This is a genomic window from Curtobacterium sp. ISL-83, from assembly GCF_018613895.1.
Lineage (GTDB): Bacteria > Actinomycetota > Actinomycetes > Actinomycetales > Microbacteriaceae > Curtobacterium.
The window spans coordinates 187768-206124 of record NZ_JAGGPH010000011.1; the positions used below are offsets into that span (position 1 = coordinate 187768).

13 protein-coding genes are annotated in these 18357 nt (G+C 72.0%); 6 read left to right on the forward strand and 7 right to left on the reverse strand.

Features of this window, described 5'->3' with window-relative positions:
* Position 1: 1 nt before the first annotated feature.
* On the forward strand, positions 2-1780 hold the full coding sequence (locus J7E22_RS11110; protein ID WP_214981789.1) for a glycosyltransferase: 1779 nt from the start codon (positions 2-4) through the stop codon (positions 1778-1780).
* A gap of 41 nt (positions 1781-1821) precedes the next feature.
* Here the strand turns inward: J7E22_RS11110 and J7E22_RS11115 are convergent, their stop codons facing one another.
* Genes J7E22_RS11115 through J7E22_RS11135 form a run of 5 tightly spaced genes read right to left on the reverse strand, consistent with a single transcriptional unit; the run spans position 1822 to position 7170 of the window.
* Entirely contained in the window at positions 1822-2676 is an 855-nt protein-coding gene (locus J7E22_RS11115; RefSeq protein ID WP_214981790.1) for a glycosyltransferase family 2 protein, read from the reverse strand.
* Positions 2673-3869 carry a glycosyltransferase family 1 protein gene (locus J7E22_RS11120; protein ID WP_308159226.1) on the reverse strand — a complete coding sequence of 399 codons (1197 nt, stop codon included), beginning with the start codon at positions 3867-3869 and terminating at the stop codon, positions 2673-2675. The genes J7E22_RS11115 and J7E22_RS11120 overlap by 4 nt, the downstream gene beginning before the upstream one ends.
* A 59-nt stretch (positions 3870-3928) precedes the next feature.
* Positions 3929-5038 (reverse strand): glycosyltransferase family 2 protein, encoded by a 1110-nt coding sequence (locus J7E22_RS11125; protein ID WP_214981869.1) that lies wholly within the window; start codon positions 5036-5038, stop codon positions 3929-3931.
* A complete protein-coding gene (locus tag J7E22_RS11130) occupies positions 5035-6264 on the reverse strand; it encodes an ABC transporter ATP-binding protein (RefSeq protein ID WP_214981792.1) in 1230 nt (409 codons plus the stop codon). Before J7E22_RS11130 ends, J7E22_RS11125 begins: the two co-directional genes overlap by 4 nt.
* A 3-nt stretch (positions 6265-6267) precedes the next feature.
* Positions 6268-7170 carry an ABC transporter permease gene (locus tag J7E22_RS11135; RefSeq protein WP_214981793.1) on the reverse strand — a complete coding sequence of 301 codons (903 nt, stop codon included), beginning with the start codon at positions 7168-7170 and terminating at the stop codon, positions 6268-6270.
* A gap of 200 nt (positions 7171-7370) precedes the next feature.
* On the opposite strand from J7E22_RS11135, the gene J7E22_RS11140 reads away from it, so the two are divergent.
* On the forward strand, positions 7371-7991 hold the full coding sequence (locus tag J7E22_RS11140) for a hypothetical protein (RefSeq protein ID WP_214981794.1): 621 nt from the start codon (positions 7371-7373) through the stop codon (positions 7989-7991).
* Positions 7991-10486, forward strand: a complete 2496-nt coding sequence (locus J7E22_RS11145; protein WP_214981795.1) for a hypothetical protein — start codon at positions 7991-7993, stop codon at positions 10484-10486. Before J7E22_RS11140 ends, J7E22_RS11145 begins: the two co-directional genes overlap by 1 nt.
* 99 nt (positions 10487-10585) lie before the next feature.
* Here J7E22_RS11145 and J7E22_RS11150 read toward each other — a convergent pair whose 3' ends face one another.
* Positions 10586-11902: a glycosyltransferase gene (locus tag J7E22_RS11150; protein WP_214981796.1), complete on the reverse strand. Its 1317-nt coding sequence runs from the start codon at positions 11900-11902 to the stop codon at positions 10586-10588.
* A 281-nt stretch (positions 11903-12183) separates the two neighbouring features.
* Between J7E22_RS11150 and J7E22_RS11155 the strand changes: the two genes are divergently transcribed.
* Both J7E22_RS11155 and J7E22_RS11160 read left to right on the forward strand, forming a co-directional pair.
* On the forward strand, positions 12184-14673 hold the full coding sequence (locus J7E22_RS11155; protein ID WP_214981797.1) for a glycosyltransferase: 2490 nt from the start codon (positions 12184-12186) through the stop codon (positions 14671-14673).
* Positions 14670-15413 (forward strand): polyprenol monophosphomannose synthase, encoded by a 744-nt coding sequence (locus J7E22_RS11160; RefSeq protein WP_214981798.1) that lies wholly within the window; start codon positions 14670-14672, stop codon positions 15411-15413. Before J7E22_RS11155 ends, J7E22_RS11160 begins: the two co-directional genes overlap by 4 nt.
* 135 nt (positions 15414-15548) lie before the next feature.
* On the opposite strand, the gene J7E22_RS18255 is transcribed toward J7E22_RS11160, so the two are convergent.
* Positions 15549-16850 carry an O-antigen ligase gene (locus J7E22_RS18255; RefSeq protein ID WP_214981799.1) on the reverse strand — a complete coding sequence of 434 codons (1302 nt, stop codon included), beginning with the start codon at positions 16848-16850 and terminating at the stop codon, positions 15549-15551.
* A 91-nt stretch (positions 16851-16941) separates the two neighbouring features.
* On the opposite strand from J7E22_RS18255, the gene J7E22_RS11170 reads away from it, so the two are divergent.
* The gene (locus J7E22_RS11170) at positions 16942-18318 is read left to right on the forward strand and encodes a hypothetical protein (RefSeq protein WP_214981800.1); all 1377 of its coding nucleotides are present in this window, start codon (positions 16942-16944) and stop codon (positions 18316-18318) included.
* Positions 18319-18357 lie beyond the last annotated feature (39 nt).

Sequence of the window (18357 nt, forward strand, 5' to 3'; positions counted from 1 at the left end):
CGTGACGGCGGCGTCCGTCGTCCGGGTGGCCGGCTTCGGCGGCGACCTCCGGGTCCGCCCGACCGGGGTGACGGTCCTGCTCGTCAGCCGCTCTGACCGGCACGACCGGCTCCCGGCGATGGTGACGGCGGCCCACACCGCCTTCGGGTCGGACGTCGACGTCCGTGCGGTCGCGTACGTGGCGGACGCCTCGCCCCTCGGCCCGGTACCCGACGGGGTGCCGTGGGTTCGGCCGGACCCCGTGGACGGCATCGGCTCCGCCGTCAACGCCGGACTGGTGGGCGGCGTCGGCGCGGTCCTCGTGGTCGTCGACTCGACCGTCGGGGTGACCGACCAGGACCTCCAGGTGCTCGCCGACGCCGGGGCGCACGGTGTCGCCCAGGCGCGCGTGTGGCTCCCCGACGGTTCGGCACGGCACGGTGCCCGATTGCTGCGCCCCGGCGCGCTCCCGTGGACCGACGACACCGGCTCGGTGTCGCCCGCGCCGGACGGCCTGCGTCCGGTCGTGGTCGGAGCGCGGAGCGCTGGGCCGGCGTCCGTGTTCGCGGCGGACCAACCCGTGCTGTCGATGCCGGGACGTGCGCTCGTGCCGGCACCGTGCCTCCCGGACGAACGCATGACGCTGTCCGCCTGGAGCCGCGCCGTCGCGGACCGGGCCGGCGGCGACGTAGTGCTCGTGTGGGCGCTCGAGCGCTCCGCTGAGGCCGGACGCACGGTCGACGCGGCGACCGTGGACGCCTTCGCGGCGTGGCGCGGCCGGATCGCCGACGGCCCCGGGACGGTCGTCGCCGGGGCGCCGCTGCCGCCGTGGGGTGCGCGACCGGTGGCACCGGCGCCGCGGCACTCCGGGTCGTCCGAGCACCTGACCTGGTCGATCAAGATCGCAGCACCGGCCGGTCCGGAGGGCGACGGTTGGGGTGACGTGCACTTCGCGGCGGAGCTCGCGGGAGCGTTGGAGCGGCTCGGGCAGTCGGTGCGGATCGACCGGCGCGACGCCCACGTGCGCGCCGGTGACGGGGCCGACGACGTCACCCTCGTGATCCGCGGGCTCGACCGGGTGCCGCCGAACCCGGCGTCGGTGAACCTGCTCTGGGTGATCAGCCACCCGGACGACGTCGCCGACACCGAGCTGCGCTCGTTCGACGCGGTCTTCGCGGCCGGACCGGCGTGGGCGGCGGCCACCGCGTCGCGCGCCGGTGTCCCGGTGCGCCCGCTGCTGCAGGCGACGGACCCCTCGCTGTTCCGACCCGACGCCGCTTCGGCGACGAGTGAGGACGCCGGTCGGGTCGTGTTCGTCGGGTCGACCCGCGGGGTGTCCCGGCCGATCGTCGCCGACGCGGTGGCGCTCGGCGCGGACCTGCGCGTGCACGGACCGGGATGGGACGGTGTGGTCCCGGACGGGGCGATCGGGGGAGCATCGCGCTCCCGGACGGAGGTCGCGACGGCGTACGCCTCGGCGCGGGTCGTCCTGAACGACCACTGGCCCGACATGGCCGCCGGGGGGTTCGTGTCGAACCGGGTGTTCGACGTGCTGGCGTCCGGAGGGGTCGTGGTCACCGACGCCGTCGTCGGGCTGTCGGACGAGCTCGACGTGCCGACGCTCCGGGTCGCGGCGGATCGGGACGCGCTCGCGCCCCTGCTCGATCCGGCGTTCCCGTGGCCGTCAGCGGCGGAGCGCGCGGCGGTCGTGGCACGGGTCGCTGCCGAGCACTCGTTCGACGCCCGGGCGCGTGTGCTGCTCGACGCCGCACGCGCCGAGCGGACGCGGCTCCGCCGCTGACGCGATCCGCGCCAGCGCGTGCCGCGCCGCGGCCGGCCGCGCTACTTGCGCGTGACCCAGCGCGCCCGGGCCGCGAGCCCCGCACGCAGCACGACCCGCAGTGGCCAGAGCCACCACGCCGAGTACTTCCGGGACAGGAACCGGTAGGCGCTCCGGTGGTGCTCGATCTCCATGCGCCGCCGGTTCGACGACGTCGAGTGCGCCCCGGTGTGCGTCACCACCGACGACGGCACGTACACGTTCGCGTGCCCCGCGCGTCCGATGCGCTGCCCGAGGTCGACGTCCTCGAAGTACATGAAGTAGGACTCGTCGAAGCCGCCGAGCTCGCGGAAGAGCTCTGTGCGGATGAGGAAGCACGCGCCGGACAACCACCCGGCTTCGCGCTCCTCGACGAGCGTCGTGGACCAGTACCGCTGGCTCCACGGGTTGGCGGGCCAGAAGCGCGAGAACGCCGCGTGTCCGAGCCCGGTCCGGAGTGACGGCAACCGGCGGGCCGACGGGTAGGTCGCCCCCTCGCTGTCCAGGATCTGCGGTCCGAAGGCCCCGCCGTGCGGCAGGCGCTCGGCTGCGGCGACGAGTTCGTCGATCGACCCCGGTCCGAGCACGACGTCGGGGTTCGTGACCAGCAGGAACTCCGGACGGACGTCGGGCAGCACGTCGTCGAGTGCGGCGAGTGCGGCGTCGATGCCGCCGCCGTACCCGCGGTTGCCACCGGACGACACCACCACGGCGCCGTACGACTCGCCGATCGCCCGGAGTGCGTCGACGCCGTCGGACCCGTTGTCCGCGATGACGACCGCGACCGGTTCGGTGGATGCCGCGGCGACGCTCGCGAGGAACGGCCGGATGGTCTCACCGGTGTTGTAGGTGACCGTCAGCACCGCGACCCGCGTCACCGTGCGCCTCCGGTCCGAGTGATCGCACCGGAGTGAGCGACCGTGCGGTAGGCGTCGGCGTGGATCCGGGCCGTGGCGTCCCACGTGAAGTCGTCCGCGCGACGGAGTGCTGCGAGCCGGTGGTCGGCCACGCGCGACGGGTCGTCGAGCAACGCGGCGATCGTGGCCGCGAGGTCCTCGGCGTCCGGTTCGGCGTAGACGGCGGCGTCGCCCCCGACCTCCGGCAGCGACAGCCGCCGCGTGGTGACGACGCACGCACCGGTCGCCATCGCCTCGACCACGGGGAGGCCGAAGCCCTCGCCGAGCGACGGGTAGACGACCAGATCGGCACCGCCGAGGAACCCGGAGAGGTCCTCGATGGGCAGGTAGCCCGCCTCGACGACGAGGTCGGCGTCCTGGAGCGCGTCGAGACGTTCGATCGCCTGCTCGTCCCAACCGCGGGCCCCGGAGAGCACGAGCCAGGGTGTCGGGGAGCCGGTGGCGTCCCGCGCCGCACGGACGGCTCCGTAGGCGTCGAGCAACGCGGTGACGTTCTTCCGGGGCTCGATCGTGCCGAGGAACGCGATCCACCGTGCGTCGTCGGGCAGCCCGGCGGCGATCCGGGCGTCTTCGACCTCGGCGACGGTCGGTTCGTGGAACCGGGCGCGGTCGACGCCGAGGTGCGCGACCCGCACGTCCGCGCGGACGCCCCGCACGACACGGGCGGCCTCGGTCGCGGTGGCGGCACTCGGCACGATCACGACCGGGCGCGACCGCAACGAGCGACGGCTCCACCAGGTGAAGAACGTGCGCTTCAACCGGGAGTGCCACTCCGGGTTCGAGAAGAACGTGGCGTCGTGCAGTGTCACGACGGAGCCGCCGCGCCAGGCGAGCGGGAACGTGTAGTGCGGCGAGTGCAGCACCCGTGCCCCGAGGCGGCGAGCGAGGACCGGCAGGCCGACCTGTTCCCAGACGAGTCGGAGCGGCACCGAGTCGGTCCACGCCGGCGCTCGGTGCACCGTCACGGGCGACGGCAGGGCAGCGGAGGTGATCGCGCGGAAGTGCGCGACGTGGTCGGGCCGGACGACCACGTGCACGTCCAGGTCGTCGTCGACGGCAGCCAGGTGCGAGACGACGCCTTCGAGGTACCGCCCGACGCCGCCGAGGTTGCGTGGTACCGCGGTCCCGTCGATCAGGACGGTGAGCTGCGGCACGCGTGCTTCCTTTCGGCCGGGACCGTCGAGGGGGGAGTGACCAGGATAGCCGGACGCGCTCATGCGCCCGGGTCCACGCTGCGGCGCGGGACGGATGCCCGGTGTGCCTCGTGGGCACGGCGGACGAGGTGCCGGGGGAGGTGCCCCGCAACGTCCGCGAACGCTGCCAGGACGAGCCGTGCCTCCCGGCGGGTGCCCGGCGACACCAGTCCGCGCAGGCCGCGGACGCCGGTGCGGGCAGCTGCCCGCAGGACGGTCGGCCACCCGGCGTGCCAGAGCGCGACGACGAGCCGGTTGCGCGCGTTCCGGAAGACGAACAGGTCGCTCGCGACACCGGAGGAGGCCGAGTGGTCGTGTTCGACCACTGCGTCGGCCGCGTGCTCGACGCGCCACCCGCGACGCCGGAGCCGCCAGGCGAGTTCTGTGTCCTCGTAGTACATGAACAGGGACTCGTCGAGCAGGCCCACGTCGTCGAGCGCGGTCCGGCGGAGCGCGGAGGCGCCACCGGAGAACCCGAACACCTCGACGTCGGCGGCACGGTCGGACGGTGCGAGCCAGTCGCGGTCCATCCCGTTCCCGACGCGGTCCACGCGCACCCCCGTCGAGTTGAGGCGGGTGTCACCGCCGTCGGACGGCGTCCACCGGATGCCGTCGTGGTCGCGCAGTTCGCGTCGGTCCGGATCCGCGGGGGCGTCGGCCGGGAGGCGCGCCCAGCGTCCGGCGAGCACGATGCGGCCCGTCACGGCCGCGACGTCCGCACCCGCGCGTCCGAGGTGCTGGCGGAGCGCGGACACGAACCCCGGTGCGGGCACGGCGTCGTTGTTGAGGAGGACGACGACGTCGGCGTCCGCATGCCGGATCCCGGCGTTCGCACCGGCGGCGAACCCGCCGTTCGTGGTGCGTTCGACGATCGTGACTCCGGGGAGTTCCCGGCGGAGCACCGCGGCCGAGTCGTCGGACGACCCGTTGTCCACGACGACGACCTGGTCGGCGCCGCCGCCGGCGAGCACCGCGCGGGCGGCGCGGACCGTCAGGTCGGCACGGTTCCAGTTGACGATGACGACCGCCGTCCGGCCGGGGTCCGCGGTCGTCGTGTCCGCAGTCGTGCCCCCGGTGTCTGCGACCGCACCGTCGGGTGTGCCGCCGGCCGTGCCGCCGACCGGGTTCAGTCGAGCTCCTCGATCGTCGGCTTGGCGTAGACGGTGCCGACCGCGTCACCGAACGAGGGGACCTCGAACGAGTCGCACTCCGGCAGGTCGTGCAGGTGTCGCCCGGCCGAGTCCATCATCGAGACGTTGATGAAGTACTTGCCGGTGCCGAACGCCGCGTCGGCGATCCGGAGCCGGAGCTTCCGACGACCGTGCAGCGGGTCGAGGTGGATGCCCATGATGCCGGTGGTCGTGCCGAACACGACCTGACCACTCGCGTTGTTGATCTGGACGGCGGCTTCCCAGTCCTCGACTCGGTCGAGGTGCTCGAACTCCATGTCCACGATCAGGTCGTCACCCGGGCGGACCGGGTCCTTCGGGCCCTTGCCGTCGGCGTGCACGGTGGCACCGAGGACGGTGCCGCGGCCGACCGCCACGTCCACGCTGACCTCGCCCTGCCGGCGCTCTTCGAGCACGTCACGGAACATGCTCACGGCCTCGGCGGCGTTGCCGTCGTGCAGGACCTTGCCCTTGTTGAGCAGGACCACTCGGTCGCACATGTCCTGCACCTGGCCGAGGGAGTGCGTGACGATGATGATCGTCTTGCCCTGTTCCTGGAACGATCGGATGCGGTCGAGGCACTTGCGCTGGAACGCCTCGTCGCCGACGGCCAGGACCTCGTCCACCAGCAGCACGTCGGGGTCGGTGTGCACGGCGACCGCGAACGCGAGTCGCACGTACATGCCGGATGAGTAGAACTTCACCTGGGTGTCGATGAAGTCGCCGATGCCCGAGAACGCGAGGATGTCGTCGAAGCGCTCCTCGGTCTCCTTGCGGGTGAGGCCGAGCAGGCTCGCGTTGAGGTACACGTTCTCGCGGCCGGACAGGTCCGGGTGGAAGCCCGCGCCGAGCTCGAGGAGCGCGGCGAGCCGACCGCGGCGGGAGACCGTGCCGGACGTCGGCTGGATGATGCCGCCGATCGCCTTGAGCAGCGTGGACTTGCCGGAACCGTTCTGCCCGATCAGGCCGACGGTGGTGCCCGCCTGGATGGACACGGTGACGTCGTCGAGTGCCCAGAAGTCCTGACGGTGCTTCCGGCCGGCGCGGCCGAGGGTGACGATCCGCTCACGGATGGTGTTGTCCTTGCGGACGACGAACCGCTTCCGGACGTGGTCGATGACGATGACGTCGGGGCGTTCGCCCGTGGGGATCGTGGTCGACGGGGCGACGGGGGTGCTGATGGCCATGGTCTAGAGCTCCTGCGCGAAGTTGCCCTGCAGGCGGGAGAAGACCCGCTGTGCGCCGAGGAGCAGGAAGAGCCCGATCACGAACGCGATGAGGAGGCGGAGCATCAGGTGGTCGGGGTAGACGATCGGGTTCTCGCTGTTGTGGATCCACACCGCGTTCTGCAGGCCGAGCACCGACAGGGTCAACGGGTTGTTCGTGTAGATCGACAGGAGCACGCCGTGCAGGCGGTCCTGGACCATCGTGTACGAGTAGACGATCGGCGAGGCCCAGAGCAGGACCATCAGGCCGACGTCGATGACGAACTGGACGTCGCGGAGGTACACGTTGAGCGCCGACAGCACGAGCCCGATGGCGGAGCCGTAGACCAGGATCACGAGGAGCGACGGGATCAGGTACACCAGTCCGGCGTGCAGCGGGAACGCTCCGAGCACGAGCGTGGCGACCAGGAGGATCCCGAACTGGATCGAGAAGTTCACCAGGGCTGCACCGACGCTCGCGAGCGGGAAGACCTCACGCGGCACGTAGACCTTCTTGATCAGGCCGCTGTTGCCGACGATCGAGCCGGTCGAGCCGGCGACGATCTCACTGAACAGCGTGTACGCGGTCAGGCCGGTGAAGACGTAGATCGCGAAGTTGTCGATGCCCCGTGCTGCGTTGAGGATCTGACCCATCACGAAGTAGTAGATGAGCAACTGCGTCAGCGGCCGGACGAGCGTCCACACGAACCCCAGCGCGGAGTCCTTGTAGCGGGCCTTGAGGTCGCGGCGGATGAGCATGCCGAGCATCTCGCGCTGACGGAAGACGTCACGCAGCTCTCGCCAGGTTCCTCGGAAAGCGCTCGTCGGAGCGCCGATCACGACGAGGGGCTCGTTCGCGAGCGCCGTCATGCGGGCTTGATCGACCATTCGTCTCTTCGTTCGTGGGGGCAGGACCGGAACAGCATACTCACCGGGCCTGGCGGCAGCCCTCGGAGCCGCGGTCCACGACACTCGTCGTGCACCCCGAGCGGGGGTCAATGTTCGCAGATACAACCCTCAACCTCCAGTTTCGGGTTACCGTGTTCGAACCCGACCCCTTGTTCCACAACCACAGGACGGCCCGCAGCATGCAGTCAGCAGCACGGCCGATCGCTGCGCTCGCGGTGGTCGGCGTCCTCGGTCTCCTCGCGGCGGGTTGCTCCGCCGGCGGGACGACACCCGCACCGTCCCCGTCGCGGTCGGCTTCCACGCTGCCCAGCGCGTCGGCCTCCGACACGGCGTCGGCGCTCCCGACGACCGGTTCCGGCACCGGTGGCACCGCCGCCGGGTCGCCGACGGGTGCGTCCACCACCGGAACCTCGGGTGGGTCCGCCAGCGGCGCGGGCGGCGTCCCGAGCGCCTTCCCCGGCACCGGGCAGACCACCCAGCCCGAAAAGGACCCAGCGGGCTTCCCGGCGACGGCCGTCGTGACCTTCGCTGGGTGGGACACCGCCAGCAAGACCCTGCAGGCAGGTGGTCTCGTGTCCGGCACCGTCGACACCGCGGGCACCTGCCGGTTCACCGCGAAGAAGGCCGGCGTCGTCCGCACCCTCACGAGCACCGCCGCGGCCAGCGCATCGTCGGTCAGCTGCGCGCAGGTCGCGTTCCCCGCCACCCAGGTGTCCACCGGCACCTGGTCCATCACCCTGCAGTACGCGGTCGGCGCGAAGTCGACCACGTCCGACCCGATGACGGCGGAGGTGCCGTGATGCGATCCATCCCCACCGAGCCCGGGCGACGACGCCCACTGCGCTCGACCCTCGCCCTCGTCGCGGCCCTCGCGGTCGCCGTGAGCGGCCTGACGTTCGGCACGATCGTCGCCGAGCAGGCCACGACCCAGACCGCGTCTGCGGCCACCGCCGCTGCCTTCGACCCGGGCAACATCATCAGCGACGCCAACTTCTACGACGGCTCGGCGATGAGCGGCTCGGACGTCCAGTCGTTCCTGAACAGCGTCGCACCGAACTGTCGGGCCGCGTCCGGGGGACCGGCGTGCCTGAAGGACTTCGTGCAGAACATGAGCGGGATCGCAGCCGTCTCCGGTCGGTGCGCCGCGATCGCGGGCGGGTCGAAGTCCGCCGCGACGATGATCGCGCAGGTCGGTGCCGCGTGCGGCATCAGCCAGAAGGTGCTGCTCGTCCTGCTGCAGAAGGAGCAGGCGATCGTCGCGACGAACAGTCCGACGAGCTACATGTACCTGCACGCCACCGGGTTCGCGTGCCCCGACACGGCGCCGTGCGACCCGAAGTACTTCGGCTTCGGCCAGCAGGTCTACGCGGCGGCGCTGCAGTTCAAGCGGTACCAGGCGTCGCCGACCTCGTGGGCCTACCAGGCCGGTCGGAACAACTCGATCCTGTACAACCCGAACTCGGCCTGCGGGCGGAAGACGGTCTACATCCAGAACCAGGCGACGGCGAGCCTGTACATCTACACGCCGTACACGCCGAACGCGGCCGCCATGGCGAACCTCTACGGTTCCGGCGACAGCTGCTCGGCCTACGGCAACCGCAACTTCTGGCGCATGTACACCGACTGGTTCGGGTCCCCGACGGGCGGCTCGTCCCCGGTCGGGCACCTCGACGGCACCTCGGGCACGTTCGGCTCGGTGTCGGTGCGCGGCTGGACGGCCGACCCGGACACCACCGACCCGATCCAGGCGCACGTGTACATCGACGGCACCGGACGGGCCAACGTCACGGCGAACGTCGACCGTCCGGACCTCGCTGCGGCCCTCGGCACCGGCAACACCGACCACGGGTTCCAGACGACGGTCACGGGCGTCAGCCCCGGTGCTCACGACGTGTGCGTCTACGGCATCAACTCCGGAGCCGGCGCGAACGTCCTGCTCGACTGCCAGACGGTCACCGTCCCGACGGCGAAGCCGGTCGGCCGGCTCGACACGGTCACCGGGGGCGTCGCGTCGATCGCGGTCGCCGGGTGGGCGCTCGACCAGGACTCCTCGGCGCCCACGGCGTACAAGGTGCAGGTCGACGGCGTCGGGGCCGTCTCCGACACCGCCGACGTGACCCGCCAGGACATCGCCGCCCAGTACCCGGGGGCGGGATCGACGATCGGGTTCGCGGCGACGATCCCGAACGTCGCTGCCGGGACCCGCACGGTGTCCCTGTGGACGCAGGACCAACCGGCCGGGAACTGGGTCAAGGTCGCCGAGACGACGGCCACGGTCGCCGCGTCGACGGGCACCACGGGCGCGGTCCGCGGTGCGTTCGACTCCGCGTCCGGCGGCGTCGGGACGATCGCCCTCAGCGGGTGGGCCGTCGACCCCGACACCTACGCGTCGGTCAAGTACAAGATCCACCTGGACGGGGTGGGGGCGGCCGCCGGGGTCGCGTCCTCCGCACGGGCCGACGTCGCGAAGCTCTACCCGAAGTGGGGTGCCGACGTCGGGCTCTCGACGAAGCTCACCGCCGTGCCGGCCGGGAAGCACACGGTCACCGTCTGGTGGCAGGACCTGCCGAGCGGGACCTACGTCAACGCCGGGTCGAAGACCGTCACCGTCGCGAACCCGCCCACCACGGGTGCCACCGGCACGACCGGTCCGGTCACCGGCTCCTTCGAGCAGGCGACCGGCGGGGCGGGGACGATCGCGGTCACCGGCTGGGCGATCGACCCCGACCGGTACGACCCGGTGAAGGTGAAGATCCACCTCGACGGCGTGGGCGCGGCCGCGGCGACCGCGAACGTGACGCGGACCGACATCCAGGCGTCGCACCCGGGTCGGAGCGCCGCCGCCGGTCTCGCCGTGACGCTCACCGGGGTGACCCCGGGGACGCACCAGGTGAACGTCTGGTACCAGGACCTCCCGTCCGGGACGTACGTGAGCTTCGGCACCAAGACGGTGACGGTCGCGGGCACCGGCAAGACGGGGGCCGTGTACGGCGCCTACGACTCCGCGACGGGTGGCAAGGGGACCGTCTCGGTGCGCGGGTGGGCGATCGACCCCGACACCTTCAACCCGGTGCAGTACAAGATCCACATCGACGGTGTCGGCGCGGGTGCCGGGAGCGCCTCCGCGAACCGGACCGACGTCGCCCAGGTGCACCCGGGGTGGGGTGCGGACGTGGGTCTCGACCGGACGCTGACCGGCATCCCGGCGGGCAAGCACACGGTCACCGTCTGGTACCAGGACCTGCCCGGCGGGAACTACGTGAGCTGGGGCTCGAAGACCGTCACCGTCTCCTAGGAGGCGACCCCAGTCCGGACGGGAGGCGCAGTGCCAGCTGGCACCGCGCCTCCCGTCCGTCTGTCCGTGGGTCGTCGGGGCGGCTGCGCGACGTCGTCGTCAGCGTCGGCGCAGGACGCGCGCCATCCCGCCGAACCGCTCGAGGGTCCGGAACTCGGCCGAGTGCGTCAGGACCTCGTAGCGCTCCGCGATGGCGTCACGCTCGGCCTCCGCGCGCTTCCGCGCCTCGTCGATGACGGCCACCGCCTCTTCGCTCACGATGAGCCGGCGGTTGATCTCCTCGACCCCGGAGCGGTGCACGTCGCGCTCCTGGGCGGTCGTGCGCAGTTCCTCGCGGAGGAGCGTCGTCCAGCGGAGCAACGGCTCCCTCGTGCCCGTCCGTGCGGTGGCCCGGGCGACCGCGGCGTCGAGCGACGGGCCGACCGCCGCGGCGCGGGTCGTGTACGAGTGACGGTCCACCACGACGGCACGGAGTCGAGCGACGAGGGCCGCTCGCTCCTCCGCCGGCATCGCGATCGCCTGCTCCAGGGAGGCGGCATCGGTGAACACGGGGACGTCGGCGAGACCGAGTTCGTCCAGGCCGAGCGCGCAGTCCGTCACCGGCAGCGCGCCGCAGGCGAGCGATTCGTACAGGCGGGAGTTCAGGGTGCCGTACTCGGCCGCGGGGGCGATGACGTCGTCGACGACGAACGCGGCGGCGCGGTACACCTCGGGCAGGGCGAAGTACGGCACAGCGGGACGGAGCTCGACACCGGGGGCGGGTTCGACGTGCTCGACGTTCGCGGCGAACCAGACGATCGGCTCGGGCGGCGTGACGTCCTGCAGGACGTCCTGCACGCGACGGCGCGCGCCCCAGAAGTTCACGGTGGTGACGGTCCGGGTGCGCTCCGCGTCGGGCACCGCGCGGTCGCTCGTGCCGTCGGTCGAGCCGTCGGTCGTGAAGAGGTCGAGGTCGACGCCGATCGGCACGACCTCGACCGGGACGTCCACCGCGGGTGCCAGCGCATCGCGCGCGATCGACGACGACGCCCAGACCGCGTCGAACTCGGCGAGGTACGGCGAGGCGGCCCACTGCGCCGTCCAGTTCCGCACCCAGGCGATCGTCGCGGTCCTGGCGGGCACGAGTCCCGGGACGAACGACTCGATCATGCTGACCAGGACGGTGGTGTCGGCCGGCACGTCCTCGGCCCAGTGGGAGGTCGGCCACATCGCGACGCCCCAGCCGGCCGCACGGAGCGCCCGCGCCAGGCCGAGTGCGACGAAGAGGTCGCCCTTGCCCTCGGCGGGGTCGTCGGTCGACACCGCGAACCGGATCGTGCCGGCGGTCCCGGTCGCGTGGTCGCCGCGGGCGATGGCGCGGTACTCCTCGGCGAGCGGTGACGATGCGGGGAACATCGGGATCGGGGACTTCGGCACGGGGACTCCGGTCTGGGCGGGACGTCGCGGTCGGGTGGTCGCGGCGTTCGGGGAGGTGCGGCCGCTTCCGGCCGCTGCCATTGTGCCCGAAGCGCGTGCGGACAGCGGGAACGCCGTGCCGCGTCCTGGGTGCGCTCCGGGCGGGACCCGGCGTCCGGTGTCGGGCGGCGTCCTGCGGGGAGGACCGTGCTCGGCCTTGTAGGGTGATGGGGCCGACGGGCATCCTCGTCGGCGACGCACCGAACCTGCCGCTCGTGCGGCAGCCGATGGAGGAATCCACCGTGACAGAGCGCAAGCCGGGAGTCGTGTCCGTCGTCCTCGTGAACTACAAGGGCACGGACGACACCCTGACGAGCATCGCGGAGCTCCGCAAGCAGGACTGGCCGCAGGACCGGCTCGAGGTCATCGTGGTGGACAACGGCTCCGGCCCGGAGCACGTCGGCCGGCTGAAGGCCTCCGACCTCGACTTCACCTTCGTCGACTCGGGCGCGAACCTCGGGTTCACCGGCGGCTGCAACCTCGGCGTCGAGCACTCCTCCGGTGAGATCGTCGCCTTCCTCAACAACGACGCACGCCCGGACACCGGGTGGGTCCGCGAGGCGATGGCCACGTTCGCCTCCGGTGCCGACATCGGCGCCGTCGCCTCGAAGGTCCTCGACTGGGAAGGCGTCAACGTCGACTTCACCGAGGCTGCGATGACCTGGTACGGCATGGGCTACAAGCCCTTCGCCGGCTCGCCCGACACCGGCCGGTGGGAGTCCGAGACCGACGTGCTCTTCGGGACCGGCGCGGCGATGTTCATCCGCGCGGAGCTCTTCGAGCAGCTCGGTGGGTTCGACGACCGCTACTTCATGTTCTACGAGGACGTCGACCTCGGATGGCGGCTCAACCTGCTCGGGTGGCGCTTCCGGTACCAGCCGAAGTCGGTCGCGTTCCACAAGCACCACGCGTCGATGAACAAGTTCGGCGACTTCCGCGAGACGTACCTGCTCGAGCGCAACGCCCTGTTCACGCTGTACAAGAACCTCGGTGACGAGCAGCTGGCGGCAGCGCTGCCCGGTTCCCTCGCCCTCGCCGTCCGCCGTGCCGTGGGTCGTGGCGAGCTCGACTCGACGGAGCTCGACCTCCGCAACCCGGGTGACGACAGCGTCCCGACCATCCCGGTCCCGAAGACCTCGATGGCGGGGATCTACGGCGTCGACCAGTTCGTCGAGCAGCTGCCGTCGATGACCGAGTCGCGCCGCGAGATCCAGGCCACCCGTGTGCGGAGCGACCGCGAGCTCCTCCGCCTGTTCGGCAACCGCGACGAGCCCGCGTACCCGATCGAGAACTACCTGGCCGGGTACGACAAGATCGTGCACTCGCTCGGCGTGCTCGAGGTCGGTACCCGTCGCCGCATCCTCATCATCACCGGTGACTCGATCGGCGAGAAGATGGCCGGTCCCGCGATCCGTGCGACGCAGATGGCCAAGCAGCTCGCGAACGAGCACGACGTCCGCGTCATCAGCCTCACGCGCTCCTCGCCGATCGACCCCTCGTACGAGGTCGTGACGGTGCCGCACCGCCACCCCCGCCAGATGGTCGAGCACGAGGCCTGGGCCGACGTCATCATCGTGCAGGGCCACGCGCTCCGCCTGTTCCCGGTCCTCGAGTCGACGCGGAAGATCCTCGTGGTCGACGTGTACGACCCGCTGCACCTCGAGCAGCTGGAACAGGGCCGCAGCGACGACGTCGACCAGTGGAACCGGCAGATCCTCGACGCCTCGGACACGCTGAACCACCAGCTCGAACTCGGCGACTACTTCATCTGCGCCTCCGAGCGGCAGCGCATGTTCTGGCTCGGGCAGCTCGCCGGGTCCGGCCGCGTGAACGCGCGGACGTACTCGCGTGACCCCGACCTCCGGTCGCTCATCGGCGTCGTGCCGTTCGGGCTGTCCTCGACCCCGCCGGTGCACGACCAGGACCGCGTCAAGGGCGTCATCCCGGGCATCGGAAAGAACGACAAGCTCGTCGTCTGGGGCGGCGGCATCTACGACTGGTTCGACCCGATCACGCTCGTGCGCTCCATCGGACAGCTCGCCGAGCGCCGGTCGAACGTCAAGCTCCTCTTCATGGGCGTCCAGCACCCCAACCCGGACGTGCCCGAGATGGACATCGTCGCGAAGGTCCGCGCCGAGGCCGACGCGCTCGGGCTCACCGGCAAGCACGTGTTCTTCAACGAGTCGTGGATCCCGTACGAGGACCGCGGCGCGTACCTGCTCGAGGCCGACGCCGGTGTCTCGACGCACTACGAGCACCTCGAGACCACGTTCTCGTTCCGCACCCGCATCCTCGACTACCTGTGGGCGCGTCTGCCGATCGTGACGACGGCCGGGGACTCCTTCGGTGACCTGGTCGCGGCGGAGCACCTCGGGATCGCCGTGCACGAGCAGGACGTCGACGGCCTGGCCACGGCGCTCGAGACGGCGCTCTTCGACAAGAAGGCCCGCACCGAGTTCATCCGGAACGTCGACCGTGTCCGCGAGCAGTTCACGTGGGAGAACGTCCTCGCCCCGCTCGTCGAGTTCTGCCGGAACCCCGTCCGCGCTGCCGACAAGACGGTGCGCGAGACCGACGCCCAGATCGAGGCGCACCAGATGCGGGTGCGCGTGCCGGACCGCAAGAAGCTCTACGGCGTGCGGCACGACGTCGGCCGTGCCGTGCACTACCTGCGCACGGAGGGCCCGCGAAGCGTGGCGGGCAAGATCAAGCGCCGCCTGCAGAGCCGGTGAACCCGAGCGAGGCCGCAGCGCTCGTCATCGTCCCGACGTACGACGAGGCCGAGAACATCCGCACCATCGTCGCGGCGATCCTCGCCGAGGTACCCGCTGCCCACCTGCTCGTCGTCGACGACGGCAGCCCGGACGGCACGGCGGCGATCGTCCGGTCGCTCGCCGCGGACGACGCCCGGGTGCACCTGCTCGAGCGCACCGGCAAGCTGGGGCTCGGGACGGCCTACGTCGCCGGGTTCCGGTGGGGTCTCGAGCGCGGGTACCCCCTGCTGGTCGAGATGGACGCCGACGGGTCGCACCCCGCCGACCGCCTCCCGGCCCTGATCGACGCAGTGGCCGGTGCGCCGGACGTCGCACTCGCGATCGGGTCCCGCTGGGTGCCCGGCGGGTCGGTCGTCGACTGGCCGCTCCGGCGCGAGGTCCTCAGCCGCGGCGCGAACACCTACGCCCGGATCATGCTCGGCCTGGACGTCCGCGACATCACCGCGGGCTTCCGGGTGTACCGGGCGGACACGATCGCCCGCATGGACCTCGACGCTGTGGACTCGAAGGGGTACTGCTTCCAGGTGGACATGACGCTGCGCGTGGACGACCTCGGCGGCCGCATCGTCGAGGTGCCCATCCGGTTCCGGGACCGCGTGCACGGGGTGTCGAAGATGAGCCAGTCGATCGTGGTCGAGGCGATGCTGCGGGTCACGCAGTGGGGGCTGCAGCGGCGCTTCGGTCGCCGGAAGCGCTGACGCGCGGCAGCTCGACAGTACGGCTCGCTGCCGTGACGCAACGCATCACCGCGCCGTCGCGCAGCCACCGCTCCAGCGCTCAAAACAGCACCGTCGCGCACCCACCGCGCCGTCGCGCGGCCCCCGCTCCGACGCTCAGGGGCGCGGCAGGTGCCGCCGCCAGGAGCGCCGCCTCGCCGCGATCACGAGCACCGCGACGAACACCATGAGCCCCGCGCCGTGCAGCAGGTAGCTCTCCGCCGCGCTCGTCACGGCCAGCAGGACGAGGACCGCGGCCGGCCACACGTACGCGACCCCCGGGTACGTGGTCGCGGTCACCCAGGCCCGAGCGAACGCCAGCAACGCGGTGATCCCGAGCAGGATCGTGCCCGCCAGCCCGATCTGCAGCCAGGCGTCGATGAAGGCGTTCAGGCCGGACGTGAACCGCTGCCCGGTCGGGTCGAGGAACGTGACGTAGGGCACGACGGCCTCGTGCGGCCACGTCCCGACCCAGCCCCAGCCCTGGATCGGGAACTGGCCGATGAGCACCCGGATCTGGGACCACAGGTCGATGCGGGTGGCGGTCCCACCGGCCGCTCCGATCTCGGCGAGCACCCGGTGTCGGGCGAGGATGCCGAGCACGAGCATGAGGAGCACCACGGCGCCGAGCACTGCGTTGACCACGGGTCGGGTGGCTGGCCGTGCGTGCCGGAGCGACCAGAGCGCCAGCGCCGTGATGGCCAGGGCGATCATGGCGAGCCCGGTGATGGGTGACTGCACGAGCATGAGCGCGATCACGGCGATCGAGGTCGAGGCGATCGCGCGCCACGTCGCCACCGATCGCGTGAGGAACTCGACCACGAACGTCACGAGCGCCATCGCCGCGATGAAGCCCATGAAGTTGCGCGTCCCGCCGATGCCCTGGATCGGGCCGCCGTAGGCGATGTCGCCGCGGATCCCGAAGGCCGGGAACGGCACGTCGAGCACGAGTCCGGACAGCACCTCGAGCCCGAGCGCCACGACGAGCAGGATGCGGAAGGCGTCTCCGGAGGCGCGGATCACCTGGACGAGATCGCGCCCGAGCGCCAGGTACAGGCCGAGTCCGATGAAGCACACGGTCGCGACGAACCCGCGGAGCGCCACCCACGAGTACTCGCTCCAGAGCACGCTGAGCGCGCAGTACCCGACGAACGCGAGCAGGGACAGCGGCAGGACACCGTGCCACTCGATCCGGTAGCGCTGTCCGAGGAGGCTCAGCCCGGCGAGCACGACCAGGGTGACGAGCACGGCCCACGTGCCGGCGGTCCCGACGAGGGCGTGCACGGTCGGTTGCCCGAACGCGAACAGCACGATGACGGTCGCGAGCGCCTGGCTGAACCGCCCTCCGGCGGAGAAGCCGATCCAGGCGGACAGGTAGCGGCGCGCGAGCGCGTGCCTCGTCACCCGTCCGTCCGTCACGGGTCCATCTTGGCGTACGCGCCCCCGGCCCCGCCGATAGCGGTGCGTCGATATCGAAGATCCGCGATGAACCGGCTAGCGTCGTCGGACGATGGAGCCCTCGCGCAGCACGGTCGTCCGCCGGGCGGTCCGGTCGGTCCTGCTCGCGCTCCTGGTCGGGGCCGGCAGCGCCGCGCTCACCTGGTACCGGCTGGGTGCCGTGACCCGGGCCACCGTCTGGGCGGAGGACGGCGGCGTCTTCATGCGGGAGCGGATCGCGCTCGGGCCGGTCGCGTCGCTGCTGCACCCGTACGCCGGGTACCTCCACCTGCTGCCGCGCCTGATCGTCGACCTGGCGTGGGCCCTGCCGGTCGTTGACTACGCGCGTGTGGTGACCACCGCCTCCTGTCTGGTCGTCGGCGTCGTCAGCGGTGCGGTGTTCCTGCTCGCACGCGACGTCGTCCCGTCCCCGCCGATCCGGGTCGTGCTCGCGGCGATCCCCGCCGTCCTGCCGCTGATGCCGTACGAGATCGGTGGGAACACCGCGAACCTGCACTGGTTCATGCTCTTCACGGCCCCCTGGCTGTTCGCGTACCGGGCCAGGACCTGGTGGGGCGCGGCGGCGGTCGCGGTCCTCGCCCTGTTCGTGGTCCTCACCGAGCTGCAGGCGCTCTTCTTCCTCCCGCTGCTGCTCCTGGCCTGGTTCCCGCTCCGTGACCGTTCCGGTCGGCGTGCCTGGACACGGGCCCTCCCGGTCACGGCGGTCGCGCTCGTCGGGCTCGCCGCGCAGGTCGTCGCCGCGGTCACCGACCACCGCATCTCGAAGCCCGGCAGTCCGGCGTTCGGCGACGTGCTCGCCGGCTGGGTGCTGCAGCCGCTCGCCGGTGCGTGGGACCCGGACGTGGGCGCGGTGCTCGCGACGGTGGTCGCCCACGGCTGGGCCGTCGTCCTCGTGCCTGCCGTGGCCGTGGTCGTCGTGGTGCTCGTCGCGGTCCTGGTCGCGCCCTTGCGGGCCCGCTGGCTGATCCTCGCGCTCGCCGTCGTGTCCGGCGGGGTCTGGTGGGCCGCGTTGCTCGCGAACGGGGGAGCGGCCCAGCCCTGGTCGCAGCCGACGGCCGCCATGGTGGCCGTACCACCCCAGCGCTACGCGGCCGCTGCGGGGATGCTCCTCGTCGCGGCCGTGGTGGTCGCGGCCGGCGTCCTGGTCGACGCCCGGAACTGGTCCGTCGCGGTGCGACGGCGGACCCGGCCGGGAGGCGCGACCCGCCTCGTCGGCGCGGTGGCCGGATGGTGCCTGGTCGCCGCGGTGGTCACCAGCGCGGTCCTGAGCGTCGGCCCCGGCGTGACCCGTCGGAGCCACGGGCCGGTGTGGGCCGGCCAGATCCCCGCAGCGGTCGCCATGTGCCGTGCCCATCCGTCCGCGGTCGCCCAGGTGAAGACGGCACCGTGGGCCGCGCAGGTCCCGTGCGGCGAGGTCCTCGGGCACTGAGTCGCGGTGCGGCGCGGCGCGGCGCGGCGCGGTGCGCGG